Genomic DNA, 23,408 nt, shown 5'->3' on the forward strand with positions numbered 1-23,408 from the left:
TCTTCCAAGAACAGGAAAGCGAAGCGCACCATGACCCAGACATCACCAGGGCAATCGACCACGCCCGCGAGCGCACCACCACCCGTCGCCGCCCGTGCGCTGCCCCGCTGGGCCGCCCCGGCCGCACTCGGAGCGATCCTGCTGCTGGCCGCGGTGCTCTACGGCTGGGCCCTCGGCTCCCTCGGCTGGGGCAACAGCTACTACGCGGCCGCGGTGAAGTCGATGGGGCACAGCTGGACCAATTTCCTCTTCGGCGCGTACGACCCGGCCGGGGTGGTCACGGTCGACAAGCCGCCGGCGGCGCTGTGGCCGCAGGTGATCAGCACCAAGATCTTCGGCCTGCACGGCTGGGCGGTGATCCTGCCCCAGCTGCTGGAAGGCGTCGCGGCGGTCTTCGTCCTGCACCGGACGGTACGCCGCTGGGCGGGCGAAGGCGCCGGGCTGCTCGCCGCGCTGGTCATGACGCTCACGCCCATCACGGTGGCGATCAACCGTGACAACAACCCGGACACACTGCTGGTGCTGACCCTGGTCGCGGCGGCGTACGCGCTGACCCGGGCCCTGCAGGCGCCGGCCGGCCGGACGGCACTGTGGTGGCTGTGCGGCAGTGGCTTCCTGATCGGCGTCGGATTCCTGACGAAGATGCTGGCCGCCTGGATGGTGCTCCCGGCCCTCACGGCGGCCTGGCTGATCGGCGCGGCCGGGACCTGGCTCGTACGCGTGCGTCGGCTGCTGATCGCGGGAGCCGTGCTGGCGGTGTCCTCCCTGGGGTGGGTGGCCATGGTGGCGCTGTGGCCCGGCGACCGCCCGTACATCGGCGGCAGCGAGGACGGCTCGGCCTGGGACCTGGTGGTCGGTTACAACGGGCTCGGCCGGATCTTCGGCGAAAGCGGTGCCGGCGGCGGTATGGGCGGCGGGGTCTCCTTCGGCGGCGCCGCCGGTCTCGGCCGGCTCTTCAACGACCAGGTCGGCGGCCAGATCAGCTGGCTGCTGCCGCTCTGCGGGGTGGCACTGGGGGTGGCGGTGACCGTCGCGGTGCTGCGGCGACGCGGCGGCACGACCACGGGCGAGCCGCCGGCCACCTCCGGGTGGGTCCTGTGGGGGACCTGGCTGGTGGTGTGCGGGCTGGTGTTCTCCACTCAGGAGGGCACTTTCCACCCGTACTACACGACGCAGCTGGCCCCCGCCGTCGCCGCGCTCACCGCGGGCCTTGCGACCGCGCTGGCCCGTGCCCATCGGGCCGGTGCCCGCTGGGCCCTGCCGACGGGGACCGGGGCCGTACTGGTGACGATGGTCTGGGCAGTTGTCGTGATCGAACGACGGTCATCCTGGAACGGCTGGCTGGCGTGGCTGGTGGTGGTCGTCGGACTCGGGGCGATCGCGCTCCTGCTGCTCTCGGGTCTACAGCGCCGGCTGCTGCCGGTCGCACTGGGTGGCGCCGTTCTGGCGGTGCTGCTGGCACCCGGTGCCTGGGCGGTCAGTGTTCCCGGGTCCACGTCCGCGATGGGCGGCGCCAACCCCATGGCCGGGCCGGCCGGGGGCATGCCGTTCGGCTCGGGTTCCTTCCCCGGTGGCTTCCAGCTGCCCAAGGGCCTGGGCGGCGGCACGGGTGGCAGGCCCGGCGGAGGCTCGGGCGACATGCCAGGGGGCATGCCGTCCGGGATGCCCCCCGGCATGCCCTCGGGTGTGCCCGGCTTCGGCGGTGGCGGTGGCGGCAACAGCAGCGCGGAAGGCCTGGGTGGCCTGGGCCGGCTTTTGGGAGGCACCGGCCTCACCGCCGATCAGCGCAAGATCCTCAACTACGCGGTCGAGCACTCCGGCTCCGCCCGGATCAGCCTCGCCGTCGAAGGGGGCGCCACCGCCACGTCCGCATTCATCCTGGACAGCGACGCCACGGTCATCGGCATGGGCGGCTTCATCGGCACCGACAACGCGCCGTCCGTCGACCAGTTGGAGACATGGACCGGCCAGGGCGAGCTGCGCTACGTCCTGGGCTCCGCCCCAGGTTCGCGGGGCGGTGGCTTCGGTGCGATGGCGGGCGGCGGCGACAGCCCCGCCTCCCGGCGCTCCGAGTGGCTCAGCGACAACTGCGCCAAGGTCCCGGCCTCCGCTTACGGTGGCAGCACCAGCGGCTCCACCAGCAAGGATTCCGGACCCACCGGCATGATGGGAATCGCCACCACCCTGTACGACTGCGCCGCCAAGAAGTAAGCGACGGCAGAACGGACCACGACGCAGCATGGCCGAGCAACCCGCCACCCAGCTCACCCAACGCATCCTCGTTGTCGAGGACGACCCCGGCATCCGCTTGCTGCTGGAGTCGGCCCTGGGCCTGTCCGGATACCAGGTGAGCAGCGCCGCCACGGGGCACGACGCCCTGCTGGAGGTCGAGCGCTTCCGCCCCGACCTCCTGTTGCTCGACGTGATGCTGCCCGACCTCGACGGCTTCGAGGTCACTCGGAGCCTGCGCGCGGTCGGCGTGCGCACACCGGTCCTGTTCCTGACGGCCCGCACCGAGGTCGGCGACCGGATCGCCGGCCTCGGCGCCGGTGGCGACGACTACGTCGGCAAGCCGTTCAGCATCGAAGAGGTGCTCCTGCGCATCCGCGCCATCCTGCGTCGTACGGGGCACGATGTCCCGTACGACGCGGGCGAGGACGAGGCCGAAGTGCTGCGCTACGCGGACCTCGAACTGGACGAGCGGGCACACGAGGTCCATCGGGCGGGGCAGTACATCCCGCTGTCCCCGACCGAGTTCAAGCTGCTCGCCTTCCTGATGGAGAACCCCAACCGGGTGTTGAGCAAGAGCCAGATCCTCGACCGCGTCTGGGGCTACGACTTCTCCGGCGACGGCCGCATCGTCGAAACGTATGTGAGATACCTGCGGCGCAAGATCGACCACCTCGATCCGCCGCTGATCCACACCACGCGGGGCGTGGGGTACTGCCTGCGCCTGCCGCGCGACCACACCCCGCGGGCCGAGGGGTGATCCGCCGGATCAGGCTGCGCGCCGGACGGCCCGGATCGCTGCGCAGCCGCCTGGTGTGGGGTGCGGCGCTGCTGGCCGCCGTCGCGGTCCTCGCCGCTCAGACCATTGGATTCCTGGTGCTTCGCTCATGGCTGCTCAACCGCGTCGATCAGCAGCTCGGCGACTTCGTCCTGCCACAGCAGGCCTTCGCCCGGGACGCCTATCCCGATCAGGTGCCCCGGCCTCCGAACCCCGGCTCGGTGAACCTGCCCTCCGACTTCCGCCTCACCTTCTTTGATGCGGCAGGCCACCAGCGGGGCGTTCTCGGCGGCGGCAGGGCTCCGGGGCCGGATCTCCCCGATTCCGTCGGCCGGTCGCATCTGGCCGAGGGCAGGCCGGCCACCGTTCCGGCCGTCTCCGGTGACGGCCGCTGGCGGATCCGGAAGAAGGCGGGCCCCGATCACACCTGGTACGTCGTCGCGCTGCCCCTGGACACGTTCGACGGTGCGACCTCCAAGCTGCTGTGGCTCAATGCCATCGTGCTGGCCGCCACTCTCACCGGTCTGATCGCACTCAGCCGGTGGGTCGTCCGGATCGGCCTCCTGCCACTGACCCGCATGGAGCGATCCGCACAGGACATCACGGCCAGCGACCTGAGTCGGCGACTGCCGGACACCGACCCCCGCACCGAGACAGGCCGCCTCGGCACCGTGCTGAACACGATGCTGGACAGACTGGAACAAGCCCTCCGTGAACGTGAGTCCTCCGAGGCCCGGCTGCGCCGGTTTGTCGCCGACGCCGGACACGAACTGCGCACGCCGCTCACCTCCATCCAGGGCTTCGCCGAACTGGCCCTGCGCCATGAGGAACGGTCGAGCTCCGAACGGCGCGAGGGCGACCGGCTGATCCTCCAGAACGCGGAGCGGATCAGCCTGCTGGTCGACGATCTTCTGCTGCTGGCCAAGCTGGACAAGGAACCCGCCTACCGCAGCGAGCGGGTCGACCTGCTGTCGGTCGCCGCCGACTCGGTGAGCGCGGCGGCACACCAGAGCCACGGACACCAGATCCGGCTGGGCACCCTCGACACCGGGGCGGCCGCCGACGAGGCGGAACTGGAACTGGTCGAGACGACCGGCGATCCACACCGGCTGCGGCAGGTCGTGGGCAATCTGCTGTCCAACGCGCTGACGCACACTCCGCCGGGTACGAGGGTGGACGTACGCGTGGGAACCGGGGGGGCCGGCCCCACGACGGGCGGTACGAACCGCCCCGGCCGGACGAGTCCCTCGCCACCGCTGCGGGAAGGGGCCCCGATCTGTGTGCTGGAGGTGGCCGACCAAGGCCCTGGTCTGTCCCCGGAAGCGGCCGACCGGGTCTTCGAACGCTTCTACCGGGTCGACCCGTCGCGCTCCCACGACCACGGCGGTTCCGGCCTCGGCCTGGCCATCGCGAGCGCGATCGCCCAGGGCCACGGCGGCCGGCTGGAACTCGAGACCGCCACGGGCCGCGGCAGCCTCTTCCGGCTCGTGCTCCCTGCGGGTTCCGGGCGAACAGCTGCCTGAGGCGACCGGTACTCCCTATGCTCGCTGCATGATCGAGCTGCCGCTCTCCGCGCTGGAAGTCGCCATGGTCCAGGCCGGTACGCGAGCCGTGGACACGCTGCGTGACACCACCGCCTTCGCCCAGCGTCTCGACGCACTCGGCTACCTTCGGCTCTGGTACGCCGAGCACCATCACTCCCCCGCCATCGGCGCGTTCCCGCCCGTCGTCCTGACCGCCCATGCGGCCGCGTCGACATCGGCCATCCGCCTGGGCTCCGGAGGCGTACTCGCCCCCAACCACGCCCCCATCATGCTGGCGGAACAGTTCGGCACACTCGCCGCACTGCACCCCGACCGGATCGATCTGGGCATCGGCCGCGGCCCTGGCACGTTCGACGAGTCCACCGCCCGGGCACTGCGGCGCGGCGCCGGACCGACGACGGACGACGAGTACCGGGACGACGTGGCAGCAACGCTGCGGCTCCTGGTCGACGAGGTCGCGCTCGGTCCGCTCCCGGAGCCGTGGCTGCTGTCCTCCAGTACCGCCGGTGCCGCGCTCGCCGCGGAACTCGGCCTGCCCATCGCCTTCGCCCATCACATCCGCCCCGACAACACCCTCGCCGCACTCGACCACTACCGTGCGCACTTCTCCCCGTCGCGGTGGTGCGAACACCCTCGCGTGTTGGTGTGTGTGGAGACAGTGTGCGCCGAGACCCAGGAGGAAGCCGTACGGCTGGCCGGCCCGATGGACGTCGTCAAGGCCGGGCTCCTCAAGGGACACAGCGAAGTCCCGTTCCCCTCGCCCACACAGGCGTCCACTCACCCGTTCACCGCGGAGGAGCGGCAGGCGCTGGCGGCCTTCCGGGCCCATCAGGCGCACGGCACACCCGAGACCGTCGTGCGACGCCTGGCGGAACTCGCGGACGCGACCGGCGCGGACGAACTGATGCTGGTCACACCGGTCTACGCGTTGGCCGCCCGGCTGCGATCGTACGAACTCGTCAAACAGCACGCCGCAACGCCGTCGACGATGCCGCGGCGCTGAGCCCGGCACACACCGTCTACGGCCCTTCCGCGTCTCCGCGCGCTCGGGGGGCCACGTCCGTCTTCTCTTTGCTGACGGTGGTCAGGTGCTCCCTGAGGTATTCCGATGCCTCGGCGTGCTTTCCCGCCAGCAGGAGGTCGGCAATCCGCACATGCTCGGCGCAGCGGACGAGGGCGCGGTCGCGTTTGAGGGAGCGGCGGTACTCGATCAGGCGGCGCAGGCGGTCGATGCGGCGGAGGGCGTCGATGAAGAAGGAGTTGTGGCTGAAGCCCATGACGACTTCGTGGAAGCGGCTGTTGAGGTCGTACAGCTGAGCGTTGCCGATGGTCCAGATGTCGCCGTCGACCAGGCGCTGCTGCTGGGCGCGGACGGATTCCAGCGCGTGGCGGTCCAGGACGAAGCCGGGTTCGAGGATGGCGGCGGGTTCGATGGTCAGGCGGAAGCGGTAGCTGTCCTCGTATCGGTCCATCGAGGTGAGCATGGGCTGGAACTCCCAGCCGTAGCCGGGCAGCCGTTCGATCCAGCCTTCGACGGCGATGCGGCGCAGCAGGCGGGCCAGTTAGCCCGGTGCGAGGTCGTAGCGGCGGGCGAGGGCGTTCTCGGTGACGCGGTCGGGCAGGTGGCCGTCGAGACGGTCCGCCGCGACGCGGAGATACGTCTCCTCGATGTCGTCCTCGGCAGGCGGGACCGCGGCCGCCCGGGTCAGGGCCTCTCCGGTCAGCGCCACGGTGAAGCCGCCCCGCTCGGCCGGCGCCACCACGCCCTCGTCCGCCAGCAGCCGCAGGGCCTGGCGGACGGGCGAGCGGGAGACCTTCAGCAGTTCGGCGAGGTTGCGCTCCACCAGCCGGGTGCCCTCCGGCAGCCCGTCGGCGCCGATGTGTTCCACGATGCGGGCGGCCGTCCGGCGCGTCAGCGGCGTGGCTCCTTGCTCCGCGCCGCCACCGCAGGGGTTGGCTTCCGCGCCGTGGGCGGGTTCATGGGTCACGCCTCCGCAAGAGTGGCCGGAGCTGGCCGGGACCGGTTCGATCCCGGCCGCCGGTCATGGGGCAAGGACGGAGTATACGTGTTCGACCTGCGGCGCAGCGGCGAAGTACGGGCCGACGAGAGCCCGCCACCGGGTGAAGCCGGCGGACTGGCGGAAGGTCACGGTGTGGTGTTCGAGGGTTTCCCACCGCACCATGAGCCGGTAGCGGGACGGGTGCTCCACGCTGCGGGTGAGGTCGACTCCGTCGCAGCCGTCCGCGGCGAGGAAGATCGGTACGGCCTCGGCCACGGCCTTCTCGAACTCCTCCTCGCTGCCGGACCGGACCTCGATCTGGGCAATCTCCGTGATCATGCTCTTCTCCGTCTTCAGCAAGTGGTTCCGGCGGGCTTGGTGTGCTCGGCGTCGACGCGGGTGGTGATCCCGGTTTCCACGAGGGTACGGGTGGCGGCCACGAAGGCGTAGATCCACAGGATCCGCATCGGCTCGGTGTCCGAGGCGTTGCGGAAGCGGTGCGGGGTGCCGGCGGCCACGTAGGTGGTGTCGAAGCGGGTCACGCGGTGCTCCGTGCCGTCGATCTCGACGATCGCGTCGCCTTCGAGGATGGTGACGCTCTCGGGGCAGTTGTGGGTGTGCAGCGGGATGCCCGCGCCGCCCTCGAAGAGGGTCTGCCCGGTGAGGAACACCTCGGCGCCGACGGCCTGGGTGACCAGGGGGATGGTGCGGGCGCCGCCGCCCCGGCTGAAGGCGGTCAGTTCGGCGGGGCGCAGGACGACGGCCGGGAAGGTGCCGCAGCAGGGCTGGTCGGGGGTGGGGGTGGTGCTCATGTGCGGTGTCTCCGACTCTGGTGGGAGCGGGCTCTTGTGGGAGCGGGTGGTCGGGTGGGAGCGGGTGGTCGGGTGGGAGCGGGTGGTCGGGTGGGCTACTGTGCGGGGCCGATCCACACGGTCTTGATGTTGACGAACTCGCGAATGCCCTCGGCGCCCAGCTCGCGGCCGTAGCCGGACCTCTTGATGCCGCAGAAGGGCAGGCGTGGGTCGGAGGCGACCATGCCGTTGACGAAGACCGCTCCGGCGTCCAGGACGCGGCTGAGGTGGCGGGCGCGGTCCAGGTCGCCGGTCCACAGCGCGGCGCCGAGGCCGTATTCGGTGCGGTTGGCCAGCGCGATCGCCTCCTCGGCGTCGGCGGCGCGGGTGATGGCGGCGACGGGGCCGAAGGTTTCCTCGTCGAAGGCGGCCATGCCGGGGGTGACGCGGTCGAGGACCGTCGGTGCGTAGTAGTAGCCCGGCCCGTCCGTCGCCGCGCCGCCGAGGCGGAGTTCGGCGCCCGCGGTGAGGGTGCGGGTGACCTGGTCGTGCAGGGTGTCGCGCAGGTTGGCGCGGGCCATGGGGCCGATGGCGGTGGCCGGGTCGGTCGGGTCGCCGACGGTCAGGGCCGCCGCGGCGGCGGTGAAGGCCTCGGCGAACTCGTCCGCCACGGTGTCCTCGACGATGAACCGCTTGGCGTTGACGCAGCTCTGGCCGTTGTTGATGAACCGCGCCTTGACGGCGGTGGCGGCCGCCTGGGCGATGTCGGCGTCGGCCAGGACGACGAACGGGTCGGAGCCGCCGAGTTCGAGGACCTGCTTCTTCAGTACCGCGGCGGCCTGGGCGGCGACGATCGCGCCGACCTCGGTGGAGCCGGTGAGGGTGACGGCCGCGACACGCGGGTCGGCGATGAGGCCGGCCACCTTGTCGACCTCGACCAGCAGGGTGCGGCACAGACCGTCTGGGGCGCCGGCCTTGTGTACGACCTCCTCGACGGCGAGGGCGCACTGCGGGACGTTGTTGGCGTGCTTGAGCAGGGTGCCGTTGCCCGCCGCGAGGGCGGGGGCGGCGAATCGGAAGAACTGCCAGAAGGGGTAGTTCCACGGCATCACCGCGAGAACGACGCCCAGCGGGTCGTGGACCACGGCGCTCTCGGCCGCGTTGGAGGCGACCGGGCGGTCGGCGAGGTAGTCGGGGGCGTGGTCGGCGTAGTGCTCGCAGGTCCACGCGCACTTGTCGATCTCCGCGAGCGACTCGGTGATCGGCTTGCCCATCTCGGCGGTGATCAGGGCCGCGTAGGTGTCCCGGCCCTCGCGCAGTACGCGGGCCATCTCCCGCAGCAGCGTGGTGCGGTCGGTGATGTGCCGGCGGCGCCAGGCGGTCTGGGCCCGGGTGGCGGCGTCGAGGACGGCGTCGACCTCCTGCTCCGGCTGCGGCTGGTAGCGGGCGAGTTCGGTGCCGTTGGCGGGGTTGATGGAAACGATCATCGGGAGGTCTCTCCGGTGTGCTCGATGACACGGCAGATTTCGGCGCCGAAGTCGGCGGTGCCGAGGGCGCCGCCGATGTCGCGGGTGCGGGTGTCGGGGCTGTCGAGGACGGTGTCCACCGCGGCGGTGATCAGCGCGGCGGCGCGGACGAGCTGGTCGTTGCCGTCGCGGCGGCCGCGCCAGTCGAGCAGCATCGCGGCGGACAGGATGAGCGAGGTGGGGTTGGCGATGCCCTGACCGGCGATGTCGGGGGCGGAGCCGTGCTGGGCCTGGGCCACGCAGAGGGTGTCGCCGGCGTTGATGGAGCCGCCCAGGCCGAGGCTGCCGGAGAGTTCGGACGCTTCGTCGGAGAGGATGTCGCCGAACATGTTGGTGGTGACGATGACGTCGAACCGTTCCGGGCTGCGGATCAGCAGCGCGGCCGTGGCGTCGACGATGAGCTCCTCCAGTTCCACGTCGGGGAACTCGGCGGCCACCTTGCGTACCTCGCGCAGGAACAGTCCGTCGGACAGCTTGACCACGTTGGCCTTGTGGACGGCGGTGACCTTCTTGCGCCGTCCCCGAGCCAGCTCGAAGGCCGCGCGGGCCACGCGCCGGCTGGCCGCGGCGGTGATCTTCCGGATGGAGAACGCCTGGTCCGCGTCGGGCATGAACTCGCCGCTGCCCGCGTACATGTTGCGGTCGGAATAGAAGCCCTCGGTGTTCTCGCGGACGATGACCAGGTCCATCGGGGAGCGCAGGATGCTCAGGTCCGGGCGGGAGACGCAGGGGCGGACGTTGGCGAACAGCTGAAAGCGGGTGCGCAGTTCGGCGGACGGGTTGAAGCCGCCTTCGGAGCGGGGCGGGTACGCGTAGTGCGAGACGGGGCCGAGCAGGACGCCGTCGGCCTGTGGGACCTGCTCGAGCACCCCGTCGGGGAGGGTCGAGCCGGTCGTCGTCAGTGAGGCGAGGCCGATGTCGCGGGTGTCGTACTCCAGCCCCAGCTCGAGCTGCTTGTCCACGGTGTTCAGCACGTCGAGGGTGGCCGCGGTGATCTCGGGGCCGATGCCGTCGCCGGGCAGTACCAGGATGTTCACGGATTGCCTTCCGGGGATGTGGGGGTGTGGGGATGTGAGGGTGTGGGCGGGGGCTGTCACAGGCCTGTGGAATGTGCGGCCAGCAGGGCCAGGGTCACGGTGAGGCCGCCGCCGATGCGGGTGGCGATCTGGGCGAAGGGCATCAGGCGCATGCGGTCGGCCGCGGTGAGGATGGCGATGTCGCCGGCGCCGCCCATGCCGCTGTGAGTGCCGGTGACCAGGGCCCCCTCGATGGGGTGGAGCCCCACCCGGCGGGAGACGGCGAACCCGGTGGCGACCAGGGCGCAGACCGTCGCGACGACAGTGACCAGCGGGGCCGGGGCAAAGCCCTTGCTCAGTGTCTGCCAGGGGGTCTGGGTGGCGCCGAAGGTGAACAGCATCGGAAACGCCATGGCGGCCAGGCAGAAGTCGTAGACGAACCCGGCGCCCCGCTGGAGGCGTGGCGTGACGCCGTGGACCACCTTCAGCAGGACCGCGAGGGCCAGCATCACCACGGGCGCGGGCAGGTCGAAGAGATCCAGCGCGAGGACACCGGCCAGGTAGAGGGTGACGGCGGTGATCCCGGCCGCGGCGACCTGGTGCACGGTGACCGAGGCGCCGGACCGCTCGCTTTCCGCGGCCTCCAGCAGGTCCGGTCCCTTCGCCGCGTCCAGGCGCCCGTTGCCGGTCAGCTCGGGGCGTCGCTTGCCGAGGTGGTTCAGGATGCCGGCGAGCAGGACGGCGGTGAGGTTGCCGACGAACACCACGGGCAGCACCCGGGCGAGCAGCTCGCCCTGCGTGGCGCTCAGGATGCCGGCGTAGCCGATGGTCAGCGGGATGGCGCCCTCTCCCACGCCGCCGGCCATGATCGGTACGACGATGAAGAAAACGGTGTGCTTCCAGCCGAGGCCGGTCGCGGTGCCCACGGCGGTGCCGACCAGCAGGGCGACGACGCTGCCGGCGGCCAGCGGCGCGAAGATCTTCGCGAAGCCGCGGACCAGCACCCTGCGGTCCATGCTCATGATGCTGCCGACGATGACGAAGGCGATGAACAGGCTCAGCACCTGCCGACTGTTGCTCGAGCCGCAGTCGCGCGGCAACACCTCCCTATGGCATACCCCCGGCCAAGCCCTCGCCGCCGTCACCGCGCTCGGCGCACCGGCCGGACTGGTGCTGGACACCCACCACCTCGAGGCCGAAGGCGTCGATTGTGTCCAGTCCGTCACGGACCACGCCCTCCTGACCGGCTGTCTACAGCTCGCGGCGCCCACCACACGGGGACCGCTGGCCGTCGGCGACCACCGGCTGCCCGCCCTGCTGCAAGCCCTGCGCCAGGGCGGCTTCGCCGGGTGGCTGACCCTGGAACACACCCAGGACGGCGACAGTTTCAAAGCCGCCGCCCGGTCCTGGGCCGCCCTCGCCGATGCCGCCGCCGCCCTGAGCCGGCACCGGCTGTCGCCCTGACCCGCCGCACCCGCGACCGGTTGTTCTCCAGAGAGGAAATCGCACCATGAGCACCACCACCTACCGCCTCGGCGTCCTGGAGGGCGACGGTATCGGCCCCGAGATCGTCCCTTCCTCGGTCGAGATCGCCGCGGCCGCTGCCCGGGCCGCTGGTGTCTCCGTCGACTGGGTGCCCCTGCCTCTGGGCGCCGCCGCGATCGAGTCGCACGGCACCCCGGTTCCCGATGAGACCCAGGAGGCCCTGGCCGGTCTGGACGGCTGGTACCTCGGCCCGCACGACTCCGTCGGCTACCCCGAACCGCACAAGTCCGCCCTCAACCCCTCGGGCACCCTGCGCAAGCACTTCCAGCTGTTCGCCAACATCCGCCCCGCCAAGAGCTTCCCCGGCGCGCAGGCCGTCTGCGACAGCGCCGACCTGGTCATCGTCCGTGAGAACACCGAAGGTTTCTACGCCGACCGCAACACCTTCGCCGGCACGGGCGAGTTCATGCCCACCCCCGATACGGCGATCATGCTGGGTATCGTCACCCGCGCGGCCACCGAGCGCGTGGCCCGCGTCGCCTTCGACCTGGCTCGCTCGCGCCGCAAGAAGCTGACCATCGTCCACAAGGCCAATGTCCTCAAGCTCACCACCGGCCTGTTCCGCACCGTGTGCCAGGAAGTCGCCCAGGACTACCCCGACGTCACGGTGGACGACTTCCACATCGACGCCATGACCGTGCACCTGGTGCGCCGCGCCCAGGACTTCGACGTCATCGTCACCGAGAACATGTTCGGCGACATCCTCTCCGACCTGGCCGGCGAGATCTCCGGCTCGCTGGGCACCGCGCCGTCCATCAACGCCTCCGCCACCACCGCCATGGCCCAGGCGTCCCACGGTTCCGCCCCCGACATCGCCGGGCAGAACATCGCCAACCCGGTCGCCATGATTCTCTCTGGCGCGATGCTGTTCGAGTGGCTGGGTGCCAAGCACGGCGACAAGGCGCTGGCCGCCACCGCGAAGATCATCGAGACGGGCGTGGCCGATGTCATCGCCACCGGCACCTCCACCCGCGACCTCGGAGGCAGCGCCTCCACCACCGAGTTCACCGCCGCCGTCATCGAGGCGATCACCAGCGCCGGCCAGCACTGACCCACCTGCTCCGGGGCGGGCCCGCGCCACCCGCCCCGGACCCATGCTCCACCCGCACGTCCGAGGAGAGACCACGACCATGACCCTGCGCATCGGCTGCATAGCCGACGATTTCACCGGCGGCACCGACGTCGCCGCCGCCTTCCGGCGGGCCGGCCTGCGCACCGCTCTGGTCTTCGGCATCCCGGACGCCGCCACCGCGCTGCCCGCTGACTGCGACGCCGCCGTCGTCGCCCTCAAGTCCCGCTCCGCCCCCGCCGATGAGGCGGTCCTCGGCTCCATCGCCGCCCAGCGCTGGCTGTGGACCATGGGCGCGGCACAGATCTACGTCAAGTACTGCTCCACCTTCGACTCCACCTCCCAGGGCAACATCGGCCCGGTCACCGACGCCCTCATGCACGCCGCCGGAGCCGCCGCCACCCTGCACTGCCCGGCCTTCCCGCTGGGCGGCCGAACCGTCTACCAGGGCCACCTCTTCGTCCACGACCAACTGCTGTCCGAGTCACCCCTGCGTCACCACCCCCTCACCCCCATGACGGACTCCGCGCTGGTGCGCCTGCTGTCCGCACAGACCCGTCACCGCGTCGCCCTGATCGACTGGCCGACCGTGCGCCGCGGGGTCGACGCCGTCCGCGGCGCCCTCACCGCGCACCAGCAGGCCGGTGCCCGGCACATCATCGCTGACGCCCTCACCGACGACGACCTCGCCGTCCTGGGCGCCGCCGCCCTCGAACTCCCCGTCATCGCGGGCGCCGCCGGGCTTGCCGAAGGACTCGGCCACGCGTACCTCCCGGCCGCCGGCCCCGCCACCAGCGCCCCCGTGCCGTACGAAGGACGGGCCGCGGTGCTGGCAGGCAGCTGCTCCGCCCGCACCCTGGAACAGATCGCCCGGTTCCGCGCAGCCGGCCTGCCCTCTCTCCACCTCGACGTCCTGGCCGCCGCAGCCGGCCGCGACGTCACCGGCGAGGCCCTCACCTGGTACGCCGCCCAGGACCCCGAGCTGCCCGTCCTGATCCACGCCTCCGCCTCACCCGAAGAACTCGCAGCCGTCCAGGCCCGGCTGGGCGTCGCGGAAGCAGCCGCCCAGGCCGAGGAACTCCTCGGCGCCCTCGCTCTCCACCTTGTCGAACGCGGCGTACGACGCCTTCTGGTCGCGGGCGGGGAGACCTCCGGCGCCGTCACCGCCGCCCTGGGCATCCGCACGGTTCTGGTCGGCGAAGAAGCCGATCCCGGAGTGCCGTGGACCTACGCCACGGCGAAGACCGGCGATCTGGCGCTCATGCTCAAGTCCGGCAACTTCGGCGCCGCGGACCTGTTCATCCGCGCCCTCAGCACCACTGGCAAGGAGCAGACATGACTGCCTACAACGACGAGAAGGCCGCCCGCGCGCTGGTCGTGCGCATCGCCCGCTCTCTGTTCACACGCGGCCTGACCCACGGTTCCACCGGCAACCTCTCCATCCGTCTCGCGGGTGGCGACCTTCTGCTCACTCCCACCGGATCCAGCCTCGGCACCGTCGAAGAAGCCGACCTGTCCCGCACCGACCTCACCGGCCGCCACCTGGACGGGCCCCGGCCGACCAAGGAGGCGTTCTTGCACGCCGCCTTCTACCGGGCCCGGCCCTCCGCCCACGCGGTGGTTCACCTGCACTCCACCCACGCCACCGCCGTCTCCTGCCTCGACAGCGTCGATCCTGCCAACGCCCTGCCCCCGCTGACCGCGTACTACGCGATGCGCGTGGGCACCCTGCCGCTGCTGCCCTACCACGCCCCCGGCGACAGCAGCCTGGAGCCACTCGCCGAGCGGACCGCCCGCACCCACCACGCGATCCTCCTCGCCAACCACGGCCCCGTCGTCGCCGGCGCCACCCTGGAGACGGCCGCCGACGCGATCGAGGAACTCGAGCAAACCGCCAAACTGCACCTTCTCCTACAGGGACACGCCGCCCGGCCCCTCACCCCCGAGCAGGCCGCCGCGCTCGCGCCCACTCGATCCTGACGACGGCAGGAAGTTCAGCCGCGACTCTCCGAACCTGTCGCGAGCAGTCCGTTGACCACCAGGGTGGCCAGCAGTTTCGCCGTGGCTTCCAGCTGTTCCGGTGAGGTGGCCTCGGGCCTGCCCAGGCGCCGTGCCAGGGGCACCTCCACCATGCCGGAGATCGGACCGATGATGGCGAAGAACAGCACGTGCATCGGGAGGGGCGCCATGCGTCCGCAGGCCACGAGCCGCTCGATGCTGGGCACCAGGGTCTGCAGGGTCGGATCGATGTACTGCTCGTACAGATAGTCCAACCGATCCGTGTCCTGGGTGAGTTCCTCGACGACGAGCCGTGCCATCAGCGGTGTGTCCGCCGCGGTCCGGTAGAAGTCGCTGATGATCCGCCGCAACCGCTCGGCATCGTCGACCGAGGGGTCCACCTGCGGCAGTTGCGCCAATTGCGCCCCCAGAGCCGAGTCCACCACCGCGCGCCAGAACGCCGCCTTGGACCCGTACCGGTCGTTGATGAAGTTGTGGCTGACGCCCAGGCGACGGGCCAGCTCACGCGCGGAAGCGCGGTCGTAACCCAACTCCGCGAAGGCCTCCAGACCCCGCAGCAGAATGCTCTCCTCTTCGGGCACCGCGGGAGTGTCCGCGCCGGGACGCCCCGGCCGTCGTGCGGACTCGGTTCGTGCTCCCACCCTTACCTCCATGACTGCTTGCCGGCTCCTGCGTGGCCTGCCCCATTTTAGAGCCCACGGGCACCTTATTTGACAGCTGTCAGATTCACTATAACCTGACAGGTGTCAGAAGGGTCTCCGGCGCAAGGAGATCGTCGTGACCAACACCAAAGGCGCTCCCCCATGGCAACTCAGTCACTCCCCCCACGCCCCGCCCGGCGTGCCGTGATCGTCGGCTCCGGCATCTCCGGGCTCGCCGCGGCCCTGACTCTGCACCGTGCCGGCTGGCAGCCCCTGATCGTCGAACGGGCTCCCCAGCGCCGTACCGGCGGCTACTTCGTCCGCTTCTTCGGCCCCGGCTACGCCGCCGCCGAACGACTGGGCATCCTGGACGCGCTCCCCCAGCGCACCCTCCCCGACGGGCGCATGTACGAAATCGACCGGAGCGGCCGCGTCACCCCCGGCATCACCTTTCCGAGCCACGTCGACGGCACCCCTCTGCGGATCCTGCTGCGCAGCGATCTGGAGCGCGTCCTGTACGACGCGGTCCACGACCTGGTCGAGATCCGCTACGGCGTCGGGCCCGCCGCGATCACCCAGGACCGCCACCAGGTGACCGTCACCATGACCGACGGGTCGGTGGAGACCGCGGACCTGCTCATCGGCGCCGACGGCATCCACTCCACCGTCCGTTCCCTGGTCTTCGGCCCGGAAGACCTCTACCGCAAGGACTTCGACCACGCGGTGGCCGCCTGCGTCATCGACGGCAGGCTGCCCGACGTGCGCGACGGCGACACCCTGGTCGCCACCGCCCCCGGCCGCTCAGCCTGGATCAACACCTACGTCGACCATCCCCCGGTCGCCTTCCTGCTCTACCGCACGCCCTGGCCCGCCGCCGAGGTCCGCAGGAATCCCTCCGAGGCGCTGCGTGCGGCGTTCGGCGACTTCGGCGGCACCATCGTGCCGGCCATGCTGGACGCGATGGACCGCTCCGAGTCCGTCCTCTTCGACCAGGTCAGCCAGATCCACATCAACCGCTGGAGCCAGGGCCGGGTCGTCCTGCTCGGCGACTCCGCCTGGTGCATGACCCTCTACTCCGGACAGGGCTCCGGCATGGGCATCGCCGGCGCCGAGCTGCTGAGCCGGCTGTTGGGCGAGCACGACGGCATCCCCGCCGCCCTCGGCGCATGGGAGCGGCAACTACGCCCGCTGACCACCCGCTACCAGAAGCAGGCCCTGTTCATGCAGCACATGTTCATGCCCGTGAACCGATTCGGACACATCGCCCGCCGCACCGCCATCCGCGCGATCTCCAGCCCGGTCGGCGTCAAGATCGCCAAGGCCGTCAAGCGCTGACCCCCGAGCAACGGCGCCGGGTGCGCCAAGTGGGCCGGGCAACACGGAGAACCCGGCAGTTCACCCGCCACCACGGCCGGCCGAACCACGTGACGAGCTCCTTCGACGCAGCCGTCCCGCCCCGCACCACGGCCTTCCCCTGTCCCGTTTCCCGTCATCTCCTCCGGAGTTTCGTCATGCCTCGAACCCCGGCCGAAGCGCCTGCCGGTGCGGCCGTCATATCCCTCCCGCCCGCCGACGCACGGCCCCGCCATCGCTGGTGGATCCTCGCCGTCATCGGCGTGGCCCAGCTCATGGTCGTCCTGGACGCCACCATCGTGAACATCGCCCTGCCCTCCGCGCAGAAGGACCTGGGCTTCTCCGACGGCGACCGGCAGTGGATCGTCACCGCCTACGCCCTCGCCTTCGGCAGCCTGCTGCTGCTCGGCGGCCGCATCGCCGACCTCTTCGGCCGCAAGATGACCTTCCTCACCGGCCTGGTCGGCTTCGCCGGCGCCTCCGCCCTCGGCGGCGCCGCCACCAGCTTCGACATGCTCGTCGCCGCCCGCGCCCTCCAGGGCGTGTTCGGCGCCCTGCTCGCCCCGGCAGCCCTCTCCCTGCTCACCGTCACCTTCACCGACGCCAAGGAACGCGCCAAGGCCTTCGGCGTCTATGGCGCCATCGCCGGCTCCGGCGGCGCCATCGGCCTGCTCCTGGGCGGTGTGCTGACCGAGCACCTCGACTGGCGCTGGACCCTCTACGTCAACCTCGCCTTCGCCGTCGTCGCCGTCATCGGCGGCGTGATCCTGCTGCAGCGCTCCACCCGCGACACCAGTGTCACCATCGACATCCCCGGCGCCGTCCTCGTCGGCGGCGGCCTGTTCTGCCTGGTCTACGGCTTCTCCAACGCCGAGAGCCACGACTGGGACTCCCCCGCCACCTGGGGCTTCCTGGCCGCCGGAGCCGTCCTGCTCGCCGCCTTCACCTGGTGGCAGACTCGCTCCCGCCACCCCCTGCTGCCCCTGCGCATCCTGCTCGACCGCAACCGCGGCGCCTCCTTCGTCTCCGTCCTGATCAGCGGCGCCGGCATGTTCGGGGTCTTTCTCTTCCTCACCTACTACCTGCAGCAGAGCCTCGGCTACACCCCCATCAAGACCGGCCTGGCCTTCCTGCCCATGGTCGCCGCCCTCATGCTCACCTCCACCCTCGCCACCACCATGCTCATCCCGCGCCTCGGCCCCAAGCCCGTGGTGCCCCTCGGCATGGGTCTGGCCGCCGCCGGCATCGCCTGGCTGACCGCCCTCGACCTGGGCAGCAGCTACACGACCGACATCCTGCCCCCGCTGATCGTGGCCGGCCTCGGCCTCGGCCTGGTGATGGCCCCCGCCATGAGCCTGGCCACCTCCGGCGTGGCCGCCGAGGACTCCGGCGTCGCCTCGGCCGCCGTCAACACCATGCAGCAGGTCGGCGGCTCCCTCGGCACCGCCCTGCTCAACACCCTCTCCACCAGCGCCGTCACCAACTACCTGGACGGCAAGAACCCCAAGGACCCCACCGTCCTCGCCCAAGCCGGCCTGGAGGGCTACTCCACGGCCTACTGGTGGTCGGCCATCTTCTTCGTCGCCGGCGTGGTCATCAGCGCCATCCTCTACCGGCGCGGCGCACCCACCCAGGACCCCGCCGCGGCACCCGTCGTGCACATGTAAGGCCCCGGACCGGGTGTAAGCCGCCAGGGCCGCACCGGCATGATCACCCTGGCGGTCCCGGAACTCGACATCGCCTACTTCTCCGAGTTGGCCAAGCACGTCACCACCGAGGCCGACCGCCGGGGACGCACCATCCTGCTCCACCAGACCGGATCCATGCGCGAGCGCGAGCTGGCCGCGCTGCGCGGATTCGACGCGCGGTTCTCCGACGGCGGCATCCTCAGCCCGCTGTCCCTCCGGCCCAGCGACCTCGCCACCCGCGACCGCCGGCTCCCGGTGGTCCTGCTCGGGGAACGGCCCGCCGAGGGCGGCACCGACCGGCTGCGCACCGATGGCTACCGCGAGGCCCTGCGGGCGGCCGGCCTCCCCTTCGAGGCCGACTTGGCTTCGATGCCTCGCACGACCATGTGGCCGGGCACCGGGTCATCCTGCGGGAAAGCACGGGCGGCTGACGCACCGGCCGGGGTGGGCCGTACCGTTCCGTATCCCCTCGAACAATTCCAGCGTGATGATATGAGGAATAACCCAGGCGAGGGAACTTTCGAAACTATTAGTGACGCCCGTTCGGTCCATCGCCAGACTGGGAGGCGCCTCGGCGGTGTGGCAAATGAATTCCGCCGGGGAACCCTACCATCAGCGGAGGCGCACTATGTCCTGTTCCATCGACACCCGAAAAGCCCTGGAGTTCCTCCAGACCAGCGGACTCGTCCATCTCGAGATACCCCTCGAGCAGTTGGTCCGCGCGACCACCACACTCGACGAGGTCGCCGGCTATGTGCTGGCGTGGGAGAAATACGTGCTCGTCGTCGCGGCCGAATGCGACGAGGCGGACCCGGCCGAGTAGTCGAGACGACCTCGCAGCGCGGGGCCGACTCCATGGACGGACAGTGATCAGGGGGCAGTAGTGACACCGATGTACGCGGGGAGCGAGCTGCCCGAACCGTGGCGCGCGGTCGAACAGCAAGCAGTTTCCTGGCTGGCCGCGCACCACACCCGGTTCGACCCGGACACCGCGGAAGAGACAGGCATCCTCTTCGCCCGCAAGGCGCTTGTCGAGATGGCGCTGCTGGTGGGACTCCGCGCCCGTCTGGATCCCACCACTTTCGACGGGCACTACCAGCGGCTGTTCGACCGGATGGTCGCCGTGGCAAGCCGCCCGTCCTATCGGGAGCTCGTCGGGCGCGATGAGCGCGCGCTCCTGCTCTACGCCGGCACTCACGCGGCCCTTCGGTTGTGCGGGCATCGCGACGAAGAATTCCAGTACCTCATCGAGCAATCGGTCGCGGGCCGCTGTGCGACCTCCTTCGAGCGCATCCCCTACCGGCAGCTGGACCTCCTGCACACGATGGAACTGGCCGGAGTCGCACACGAGTTGCCCCCGGTCGAGGCGATACTTCCTTTCACGTTGTTCTGTGCGGACCCTTCCGTACTCAAGCTCGGCGACCGGGATATCTACGCGATCACCCATACGGTCTTCTACGCCACCGACTTCGGACTTCGTGTCCCGAAGTGGCCCACCGATTTCGACCTGGGCCGCGCCGTCCAACTCCTCGAGGCGCTGTGTCTTCTGTGCCGACGGCGAGGAAACGCGGACCTTGTGACGGAGCTGCTCTGCTGTCTGCTGTGCCTGGGAATCCGTGACTCGGCGGAGGCGGAGCAGGCCTGGGCCTTCCTCTCAGAGGTACAGGAACCCGACGGCCGAGTCGCCGGTCCGGAGGGGGTCGTCCACCCGGGGCTCGAAGGCGGCGACGCAGAGTACCGCTCGTGGGCCACGGCGTACCACACGACAATCGTCGCCGCGCTCGCCGGCCTGCTCGCCAGAAGCTCCTCCGTCATCCGCTGCCGACGCCCCGCGCCGCCGGAGGTGTCAGACGCGGCGCAGCTCGATTCCGCCCTGCGCCGAGCGGCTGTCTGGCTCGGCGAAGCCGCTGCCACCGCTGCCCTCGACGAGGCTGTTCCGGCAGCGGCCGCAGCCGTACGCGGAGCCCGTTCGGTCGGTGAACCCGCACTCGCCCGTCCCGCGCTCGTCTCGGTCGTCGAACGCGCCGAAGCCGAACCGGGGCCCGAGCTGTGGCGACGTGTCGGGGCCGATGTGGTTTTCGAGTGTGCGCACGGCATGAGGGCATCAAATCTGACCTGCGCAGCGCTGGACCGGTTCCTGGAGGACACCGCCTCCGCACTCTCCGGTCTCACGGCCGTTCCCGCGACCGCGGCCGGCGGAGTCGGACAGCTGACGCGGCTGGGTTGGCTCGCCGCCGAGGCCGCGCATTCCCTCATCGCCTCAGCCGACCCCACGCCACTGCTGGCGGAAGACCGCCCGCCCGCCGTGACCGCCAGGGACGTGGCCCAGTTCGCCGGGGATGATCCGAGCCGTCTGGCCCGCTGCGCTTCCTCAGCCCGTTCGGCCGGAGAGCGACTGGCCGCGGCCCTTCCGGCGGCTTGCCAGGACTACAAGCTTGAGGAAGTCGCCGTGCTGCTGCAAGGCCTGGCTCTGCTCGGCTGGGCCGACCACCGTGTCGTCCGCGACGGATCGGAGTTCCTGCTCCGTCAGCAGAGCCCTTCGGGAGCCTTCGGCCATCCGGCCGTGGACGATCCCCAGCAGCGCGCAAGCGTGCAACGGCGGTGGACCCAGAGCTGTGTGGCCGCCCTTTCCACGCTGGTGGCGCTCGGCTCCGGCCCTGCCGCTGAGCCCATGCCCTGAGCTTGCCGCCGCGCGCCCCGTCTCAGCCATGAGCCGAGCCTGACGCCGGGACCGCGTGCGGCGGACGCTCCGGGAAGAAGTGCCGCTCTGCCCGCATGACGACGTGTCCCAGGCCCGAGAGCACGCAGGCGATCGCGAGGTCGGTGGGTGGCAGCGGTTCGGTGCCCAGCAGGGCGCGCAGGGGCGGCAGATAGACGCCGGCCGCCTGTAGGGCCAGCGCTGTAGCCACGGCGGCCAGCAGGAACGGATTGGCGAGGCTGCCCGGGCGGGCGCGGGAGCCCAGGGCGACGCCGAGTTGGGTGGCGCCGAGCACCAGGAACATCAGGGACTGCCAGGGGCGGTCGGTCTCCCGTGCCCAGACCCCGGTCACCAGGGTGACGCCGGCGACGAACGCCCCCACGGCGAGGATCCGGGGCCAGAGCCCTGCGCCCAGCACGCTCTCTTCGGGCGGCCTGGGCGGGTGGCGCATGACGCCCGGGGCCACGGGTTCGGCTCCGAGGGCCACTTCGGGGAGGCCGTGGGTGAGCAGGTTGATCCACAGAATCTGCGCGGGGAGCAGGGGCAGGGGCATGCCGAGGAAGGGGCCAAGGAGCATGACCAGGATTTCCGCCGTGCCTCCGGAGAGGGCATAGAGCAGGAACCGGCGCACATTGGCGTAGACGCGGCGGCCTTCCTCGACGGCGGCGACGACGGTGGCCAGGTTGTCGTCGGCGAGCACGAGGTCGGCCGCTTGGCGGGCCACTTCGGTGCCGCGCTGCCCCATGGCCACGCCGATGTCCGCCCGGCGCAGGGCCGGGCCGTCGTTGACGCCGTCGCCGGTCATCGCCACCACATGGCCCGCGGTGCGCCACGCCTGGACGATGTCCAGCTTCTGCTCGGGCGTGGTACGGGCGTAGACGCGCAGGGCGGTGAGCGCGCCCGCGGTGCCCTGGCGGATGCGTTCGCCCGTGGTGACGTCGTCCGCCCTGGCCACGATGCCCGAACGCGCCGCCACCGCGCGTGCGGTGAGGGGGTGATCGCCGGTGATGAGGACGGAGGTGATGCCGGCGGCTTCGGCCCGGGCGGCGGCCCGGGAGAGCAGGTCTGGTGGGTCGGTGAGGACCATGGGGCGGAGCATGGTCTCGGGTGCTCCCTTGCAGACGACGCGCAGTCCGCCGCCCGGCGTGCGGTGCACGGTCGTCATGCACTTACGGGCGCTGTCGAAGGGGATCTCGTCAACTCGCGGGAGTTCGCCGTCGAGCGCGCCCCGGTCCAGGCCCAGTCTCGCTCCGGCCGCCAGCAGGGCGGCCTCGGTGGGGTCGCCCATCGCCCGCCATGGTGTGCCGTCGTCCGGTGGGGGTTCGAGCGCGGCGTCGTTGCAGAGCATCGTGGCGCGACCCAGGGCGGCCAGGTCGGGAGCGTCGCTCGCGGTCACGGTCCGGCCGTCGCGCGTGACGCGGCCTTCCGGGTCGTAGCCGATGCCGGTGACGGAGGCCTCGCCATATGGCGTCCACAGTTTTTCGGCGGCCATCCGGCCTTCGGTCAGGGTGCCGGTCTTGTCGGTGGCGAGCACCGTGACCGACCCCAGGGTCTCCACCGCGGGCAGCCGGCGGACGATGGCGTGCCGGTCCGCCATCCGCCGGGCCCCGAGCGCGAGGGCGAGGGTGACCACGGCTGGCAGAGACTCGGGTACGGCCGCGACGGCGAGGCTGATCGCGGCCACGACCATCAGCTCCACCGGCTGTCCGCGGGCCAGCCCCAGGGCGAGCACCACCGCGCACAGCGCGACGGTGACGGCCACCAGCACCCGGCCGAACCGCGCCAGTCGGCGTTGCAGCGGGGTCAGGCCGGGCGCGGTTCCCATCAGTGCGGCGATCCGGCCGAGCGCACTGTGCGCCCCGGTGCCGGTGACCTGGACGCGTCCGCGGCCGCGGACGACAACCGTGCCCGCTGACACGGTGCCGAGCGAAGCTTCCCCGACCGCGGCCTTCTCCACCGGCACGGACTCGCCCGTCAGCGCCGACTCGTCCACCAGGAGCAGAGCACCACGTCGGCAGCCGGTACGGAACACTCCGCACCGTCGCGTACCACGCGGGCGGCGGGGGCGCTCAGCGCCGAGAGGGCGGCCACAGCCCGTTCCGCCCGTACCTCCTGGACGACGCCGACCACGGTGTTCACCGTGATCACGAGCAGGATCACCGCGGCGTCGGGGAGGTCTCCGGTGGCCAGGGTCAGTGCGGCGGCCACGAGAAGCACCACGATCAGCGGGTCGCGCAGTTGCTGCAGCACGCGGCGCCACACGGGGGTGCGCCGCTCCTGGGCAACGACGTTGGCCCCGTACTCCCCCAGCCGCCGCGCCGCCTCCTCCCGCGACAGCCCCTCCGTCACCCGGGGTCGTCCGCCGCGGCCAGTCGTACCGCCGTGGCCTTGTGCTCGGGGCAGGAGGTGACCGTGTCGGCGTCGTCGGGGTGGCTGTCGAGGTGGTCGGCGGGGCGAGGGGCCGTCATGCCTTCATCGTGGAGTCGGTCCGGCCCGGGCGCATCCGCTGCA

22 protein-coding genes are annotated in these 23,408 nt (G+C 71.2%); 12 read left to right on the forward strand and 10 right to left on the reverse strand.

Annotated elements, in window-relative coordinates; translation table 11 throughout:
* Positions 1 to 30 precede the first annotated feature (30 nt).
* Genes ACWY4P_RS03400 through ACWY4P_RS03415 form a run of 4 tightly spaced genes read left to right on the forward strand, consistent with a single transcriptional unit; the run spans position 31 to position 5,554 of the window.
* Entirely contained in the window at positions 31 to 2,211 is a 2,181-nt protein-coding gene (locus tag ACWY4P_RS03400) for an ArnT family glycosyltransferase (RefSeq protein ID WP_456208597.1), read from the forward strand.
* A gap of 28 nt (positions 2,212 to 2,239) precedes the next feature.
* Entirely contained in the window at positions 2,240 to 2,989 is a 750-nt protein-coding gene (locus tag ACWY4P_RS03405) for a response regulator transcription factor (protein WP_456208598.1), read from the forward strand.
* A complete protein-coding gene (locus tag ACWY4P_RS03410; RefSeq protein WP_456208599.1) occupies positions 2,986 to 4,530 on the forward strand; it encodes a sensor histidine kinase in 1,545 nt (514 codons plus the stop codon). Before ACWY4P_RS03405 ends, ACWY4P_RS03410 begins: the two co-directional genes overlap by 4 nt.
* Before the next feature lie 28 nt (positions 4,531 to 4,558).
* Positions 4,559 to 5,554, forward strand: coding sequence for an MsnO8 family LLM class oxidoreductase (locus ACWY4P_RS03415; RefSeq protein ID WP_456208600.1), 996 nt, complete (start codon positions 4,559 to 4,561; stop codon positions 5,552 to 5,554).
* A 16-nt stretch (positions 5,555 to 5,570) separates the two neighbouring features.
* On the opposite strand, the gene ACWY4P_RS03420 is transcribed toward ACWY4P_RS03415, so the two are convergent.
* The 7 genes from ACWY4P_RS03420 to ACWY4P_RS03450 all read right to left on the reverse strand — a co-directional run bounded on the left by ACWY4P_RS03420 (position 5,571) and on the right by ACWY4P_RS03450 (position 10,948).
* Complete coding sequence (locus ACWY4P_RS03420; protein WP_456208601.1) at positions 5,571 to 6,023, reverse strand: FCD domain-containing protein; 453 nt, start codon at positions 6,021 to 6,023, stop codon at positions 5,571 to 5,573.
* Positions 6,024 to 6,113: 90 nt separating this feature from the next.
* Entirely contained in the window at positions 6,114 to 6,539 is a 426-nt protein-coding gene (locus ACWY4P_RS03425; RefSeq protein ID WP_456208602.1) for a GntR family transcriptional regulator, read from the reverse strand.
* A 54-nt stretch (positions 6,540 to 6,593) separates the two neighbouring features.
* Entirely contained in the window at positions 6,594 to 6,890 is a 297-nt protein-coding gene (locus ACWY4P_RS03430) for an antibiotic biosynthesis monooxygenase family protein (protein ID WP_456208603.1), read from the reverse strand.
* A 14-nt stretch (positions 6,891 to 6,904) separates the two neighbouring features.
* The gene (locus tag ACWY4P_RS03435) at positions 6,905 to 7,363 is read right to left on the reverse strand and encodes a cupin domain-containing protein (protein WP_456208604.1); all 459 of its coding nucleotides are present in this window, start codon (positions 7,361 to 7,363) and stop codon (positions 6,905 to 6,907) included.
* A gap of 95 nt (positions 7,364 to 7,458) precedes the next feature.
* Entirely contained in the window at positions 7,459 to 8,829 is a 1,371-nt protein-coding gene (locus ACWY4P_RS03440) for an NAD-dependent succinate-semialdehyde dehydrogenase (protein ID WP_456208605.1), read from the reverse strand.
* Complete coding sequence (locus ACWY4P_RS03445; protein ID WP_456208606.1) at positions 8,826 to 9,905, reverse strand: isocitrate/isopropylmalate dehydrogenase family protein; 1,080 nt, start codon at positions 9,903 to 9,905, stop codon at positions 8,826 to 8,828. The genes ACWY4P_RS03440 and ACWY4P_RS03445 overlap by 4 nt, the downstream gene beginning before the upstream one ends.
* Positions 9,906 to 9,961: 56 nt before the next feature.
* A complete protein-coding gene (locus ACWY4P_RS03450; RefSeq protein ID WP_456208607.1) occupies positions 9,962 to 10,948 on the reverse strand; it encodes a 2-hydroxycarboxylate transporter family protein in 987 nt (328 codons plus the stop codon).
* Between ACWY4P_RS03450 and ACWY4P_RS03455 the strand changes: the two genes are divergently transcribed.
* The 4 genes from ACWY4P_RS03455 to otnC all read left to right on the forward strand — a co-directional run bounded on the left by ACWY4P_RS03455 (position 10,932) and on the right by otnC (position 14,478).
* Positions 10,932 to 11,348, forward strand: coding sequence for a hypothetical protein (locus ACWY4P_RS03455; protein ID WP_456208608.1), 417 nt, complete (start codon positions 10,932 to 10,934; stop codon positions 11,346 to 11,348). The two genes, ACWY4P_RS03450 and ACWY4P_RS03455, sit on opposite strands and share 17 nt — an antisense overlap.
* A 46-nt stretch (positions 11,349 to 11,394) precedes the next feature.
* Positions 11,395 to 12,480: an isocitrate/isopropylmalate dehydrogenase family protein gene (locus ACWY4P_RS03460; RefSeq protein WP_456208609.1), complete on the forward strand. Its 1,086-nt coding sequence runs from the start codon at positions 11,395 to 11,397 to the stop codon at positions 12,478 to 12,480.
* Between the two features lie 79 nt (positions 12,481 to 12,559).
* The gene (gene otnK, locus ACWY4P_RS03465) at positions 12,560 to 13,837 is read left to right on the forward strand and encodes a 3-oxo-tetronate kinase (protein ID WP_456208610.1); all 1,278 of its coding nucleotides are present in this window, start codon (positions 12,560 to 12,562) and stop codon (positions 13,835 to 13,837) included.
* Positions 13,834 to 14,478 carry a 3-oxo-tetronate 4-phosphate decarboxylase gene (gene otnC / locus ACWY4P_RS03470; protein ID WP_456208611.1) on the forward strand — a complete coding sequence of 215 codons (645 nt, stop codon included), beginning with the start codon at positions 13,834 to 13,836 and terminating at the stop codon, positions 14,476 to 14,478. Before otnK ends, otnC begins: the two co-directional genes overlap by 4 nt.
* Before the next feature lie 14 nt (positions 14,479 to 14,492).
* Here the strand turns inward: otnC and ACWY4P_RS03475 are convergent, their stop codons facing one another.
* Positions 14,493 to 15,098, reverse strand: a complete 606-nt coding sequence (locus ACWY4P_RS03475) for a TetR/AcrR family transcriptional regulator (protein WP_456212794.1) — start codon at positions 15,096 to 15,098, stop codon at positions 14,493 to 14,495.
* A gap of 222 nt (positions 15,099 to 15,320) precedes the next feature.
* Between ACWY4P_RS03475 and ACWY4P_RS03480 the strand changes: the two genes are divergently transcribed.
* From ACWY4P_RS03480 to ACWY4P_RS03495, 4 genes are all read left to right on the forward strand, one after another.
* Positions 15,321 to 16,493: an FAD-dependent monooxygenase gene (locus tag ACWY4P_RS03480; protein WP_456208612.1), complete on the forward strand. Its 1,173-nt coding sequence runs from the start codon at positions 15,321 to 15,323 to the stop codon at positions 16,491 to 16,493.
* A 176-nt stretch (positions 16,494 to 16,669) separates the two neighbouring features.
* Positions 16,670 to 18,178, forward strand: coding sequence for an MFS transporter (locus ACWY4P_RS03485; RefSeq protein ID WP_456208613.1), 1,509 nt, complete (start codon positions 16,670 to 16,672; stop codon positions 18,176 to 18,178).
* Positions 18,179 to 18,827: 649 nt separating this feature from the next.
* Complete coding sequence (locus ACWY4P_RS03490; protein WP_456208614.1) at positions 18,828 to 19,022, forward strand: hypothetical protein; 195 nt, start codon at positions 18,828 to 18,830, stop codon at positions 19,020 to 19,022.
* 69 nt (positions 19,023 to 19,091) lie between these two features.
* The gene (locus ACWY4P_RS03495; protein WP_456212795.1) at positions 19,092 to 20,879 is read left to right on the forward strand and encodes a DUF6895 family protein; all 1,788 of its coding nucleotides are present in this window, start codon (positions 19,092 to 19,094) and stop codon (positions 20,877 to 20,879) included.
* Between the two features lie 22 nt (positions 20,880 to 20,901).
* Here the strand turns inward: ACWY4P_RS03495 and ACWY4P_RS03500 are convergent, their stop codons facing one another.
* Both ACWY4P_RS03500 and ACWY4P_RS03505 read right to left on the reverse strand, forming a co-directional pair.
* On the reverse strand, positions 20,902 to 22,890 hold the full coding sequence (locus ACWY4P_RS03500; RefSeq protein WP_456208615.1) for a cation-translocating P-type ATPase: 1,989 nt from the start codon (positions 22,888 to 22,890) through the stop codon (positions 20,902 to 20,904).
* Positions 22,872 to 23,246, reverse strand: coding sequence for a cation-transporting P-type ATPase (locus tag ACWY4P_RS03505; RefSeq protein WP_456208616.1), 375 nt, complete (start codon positions 23,244 to 23,246; stop codon positions 22,872 to 22,874). Before ACWY4P_RS03505 ends, ACWY4P_RS03500 begins: the two co-directional genes overlap by 19 nt.
* Positions 23,247 to 23,408 lie beyond the last annotated feature (162 nt).

It is taken from the genome of Streptomyces sp. LZ34 (assembly GCF_053890475.1).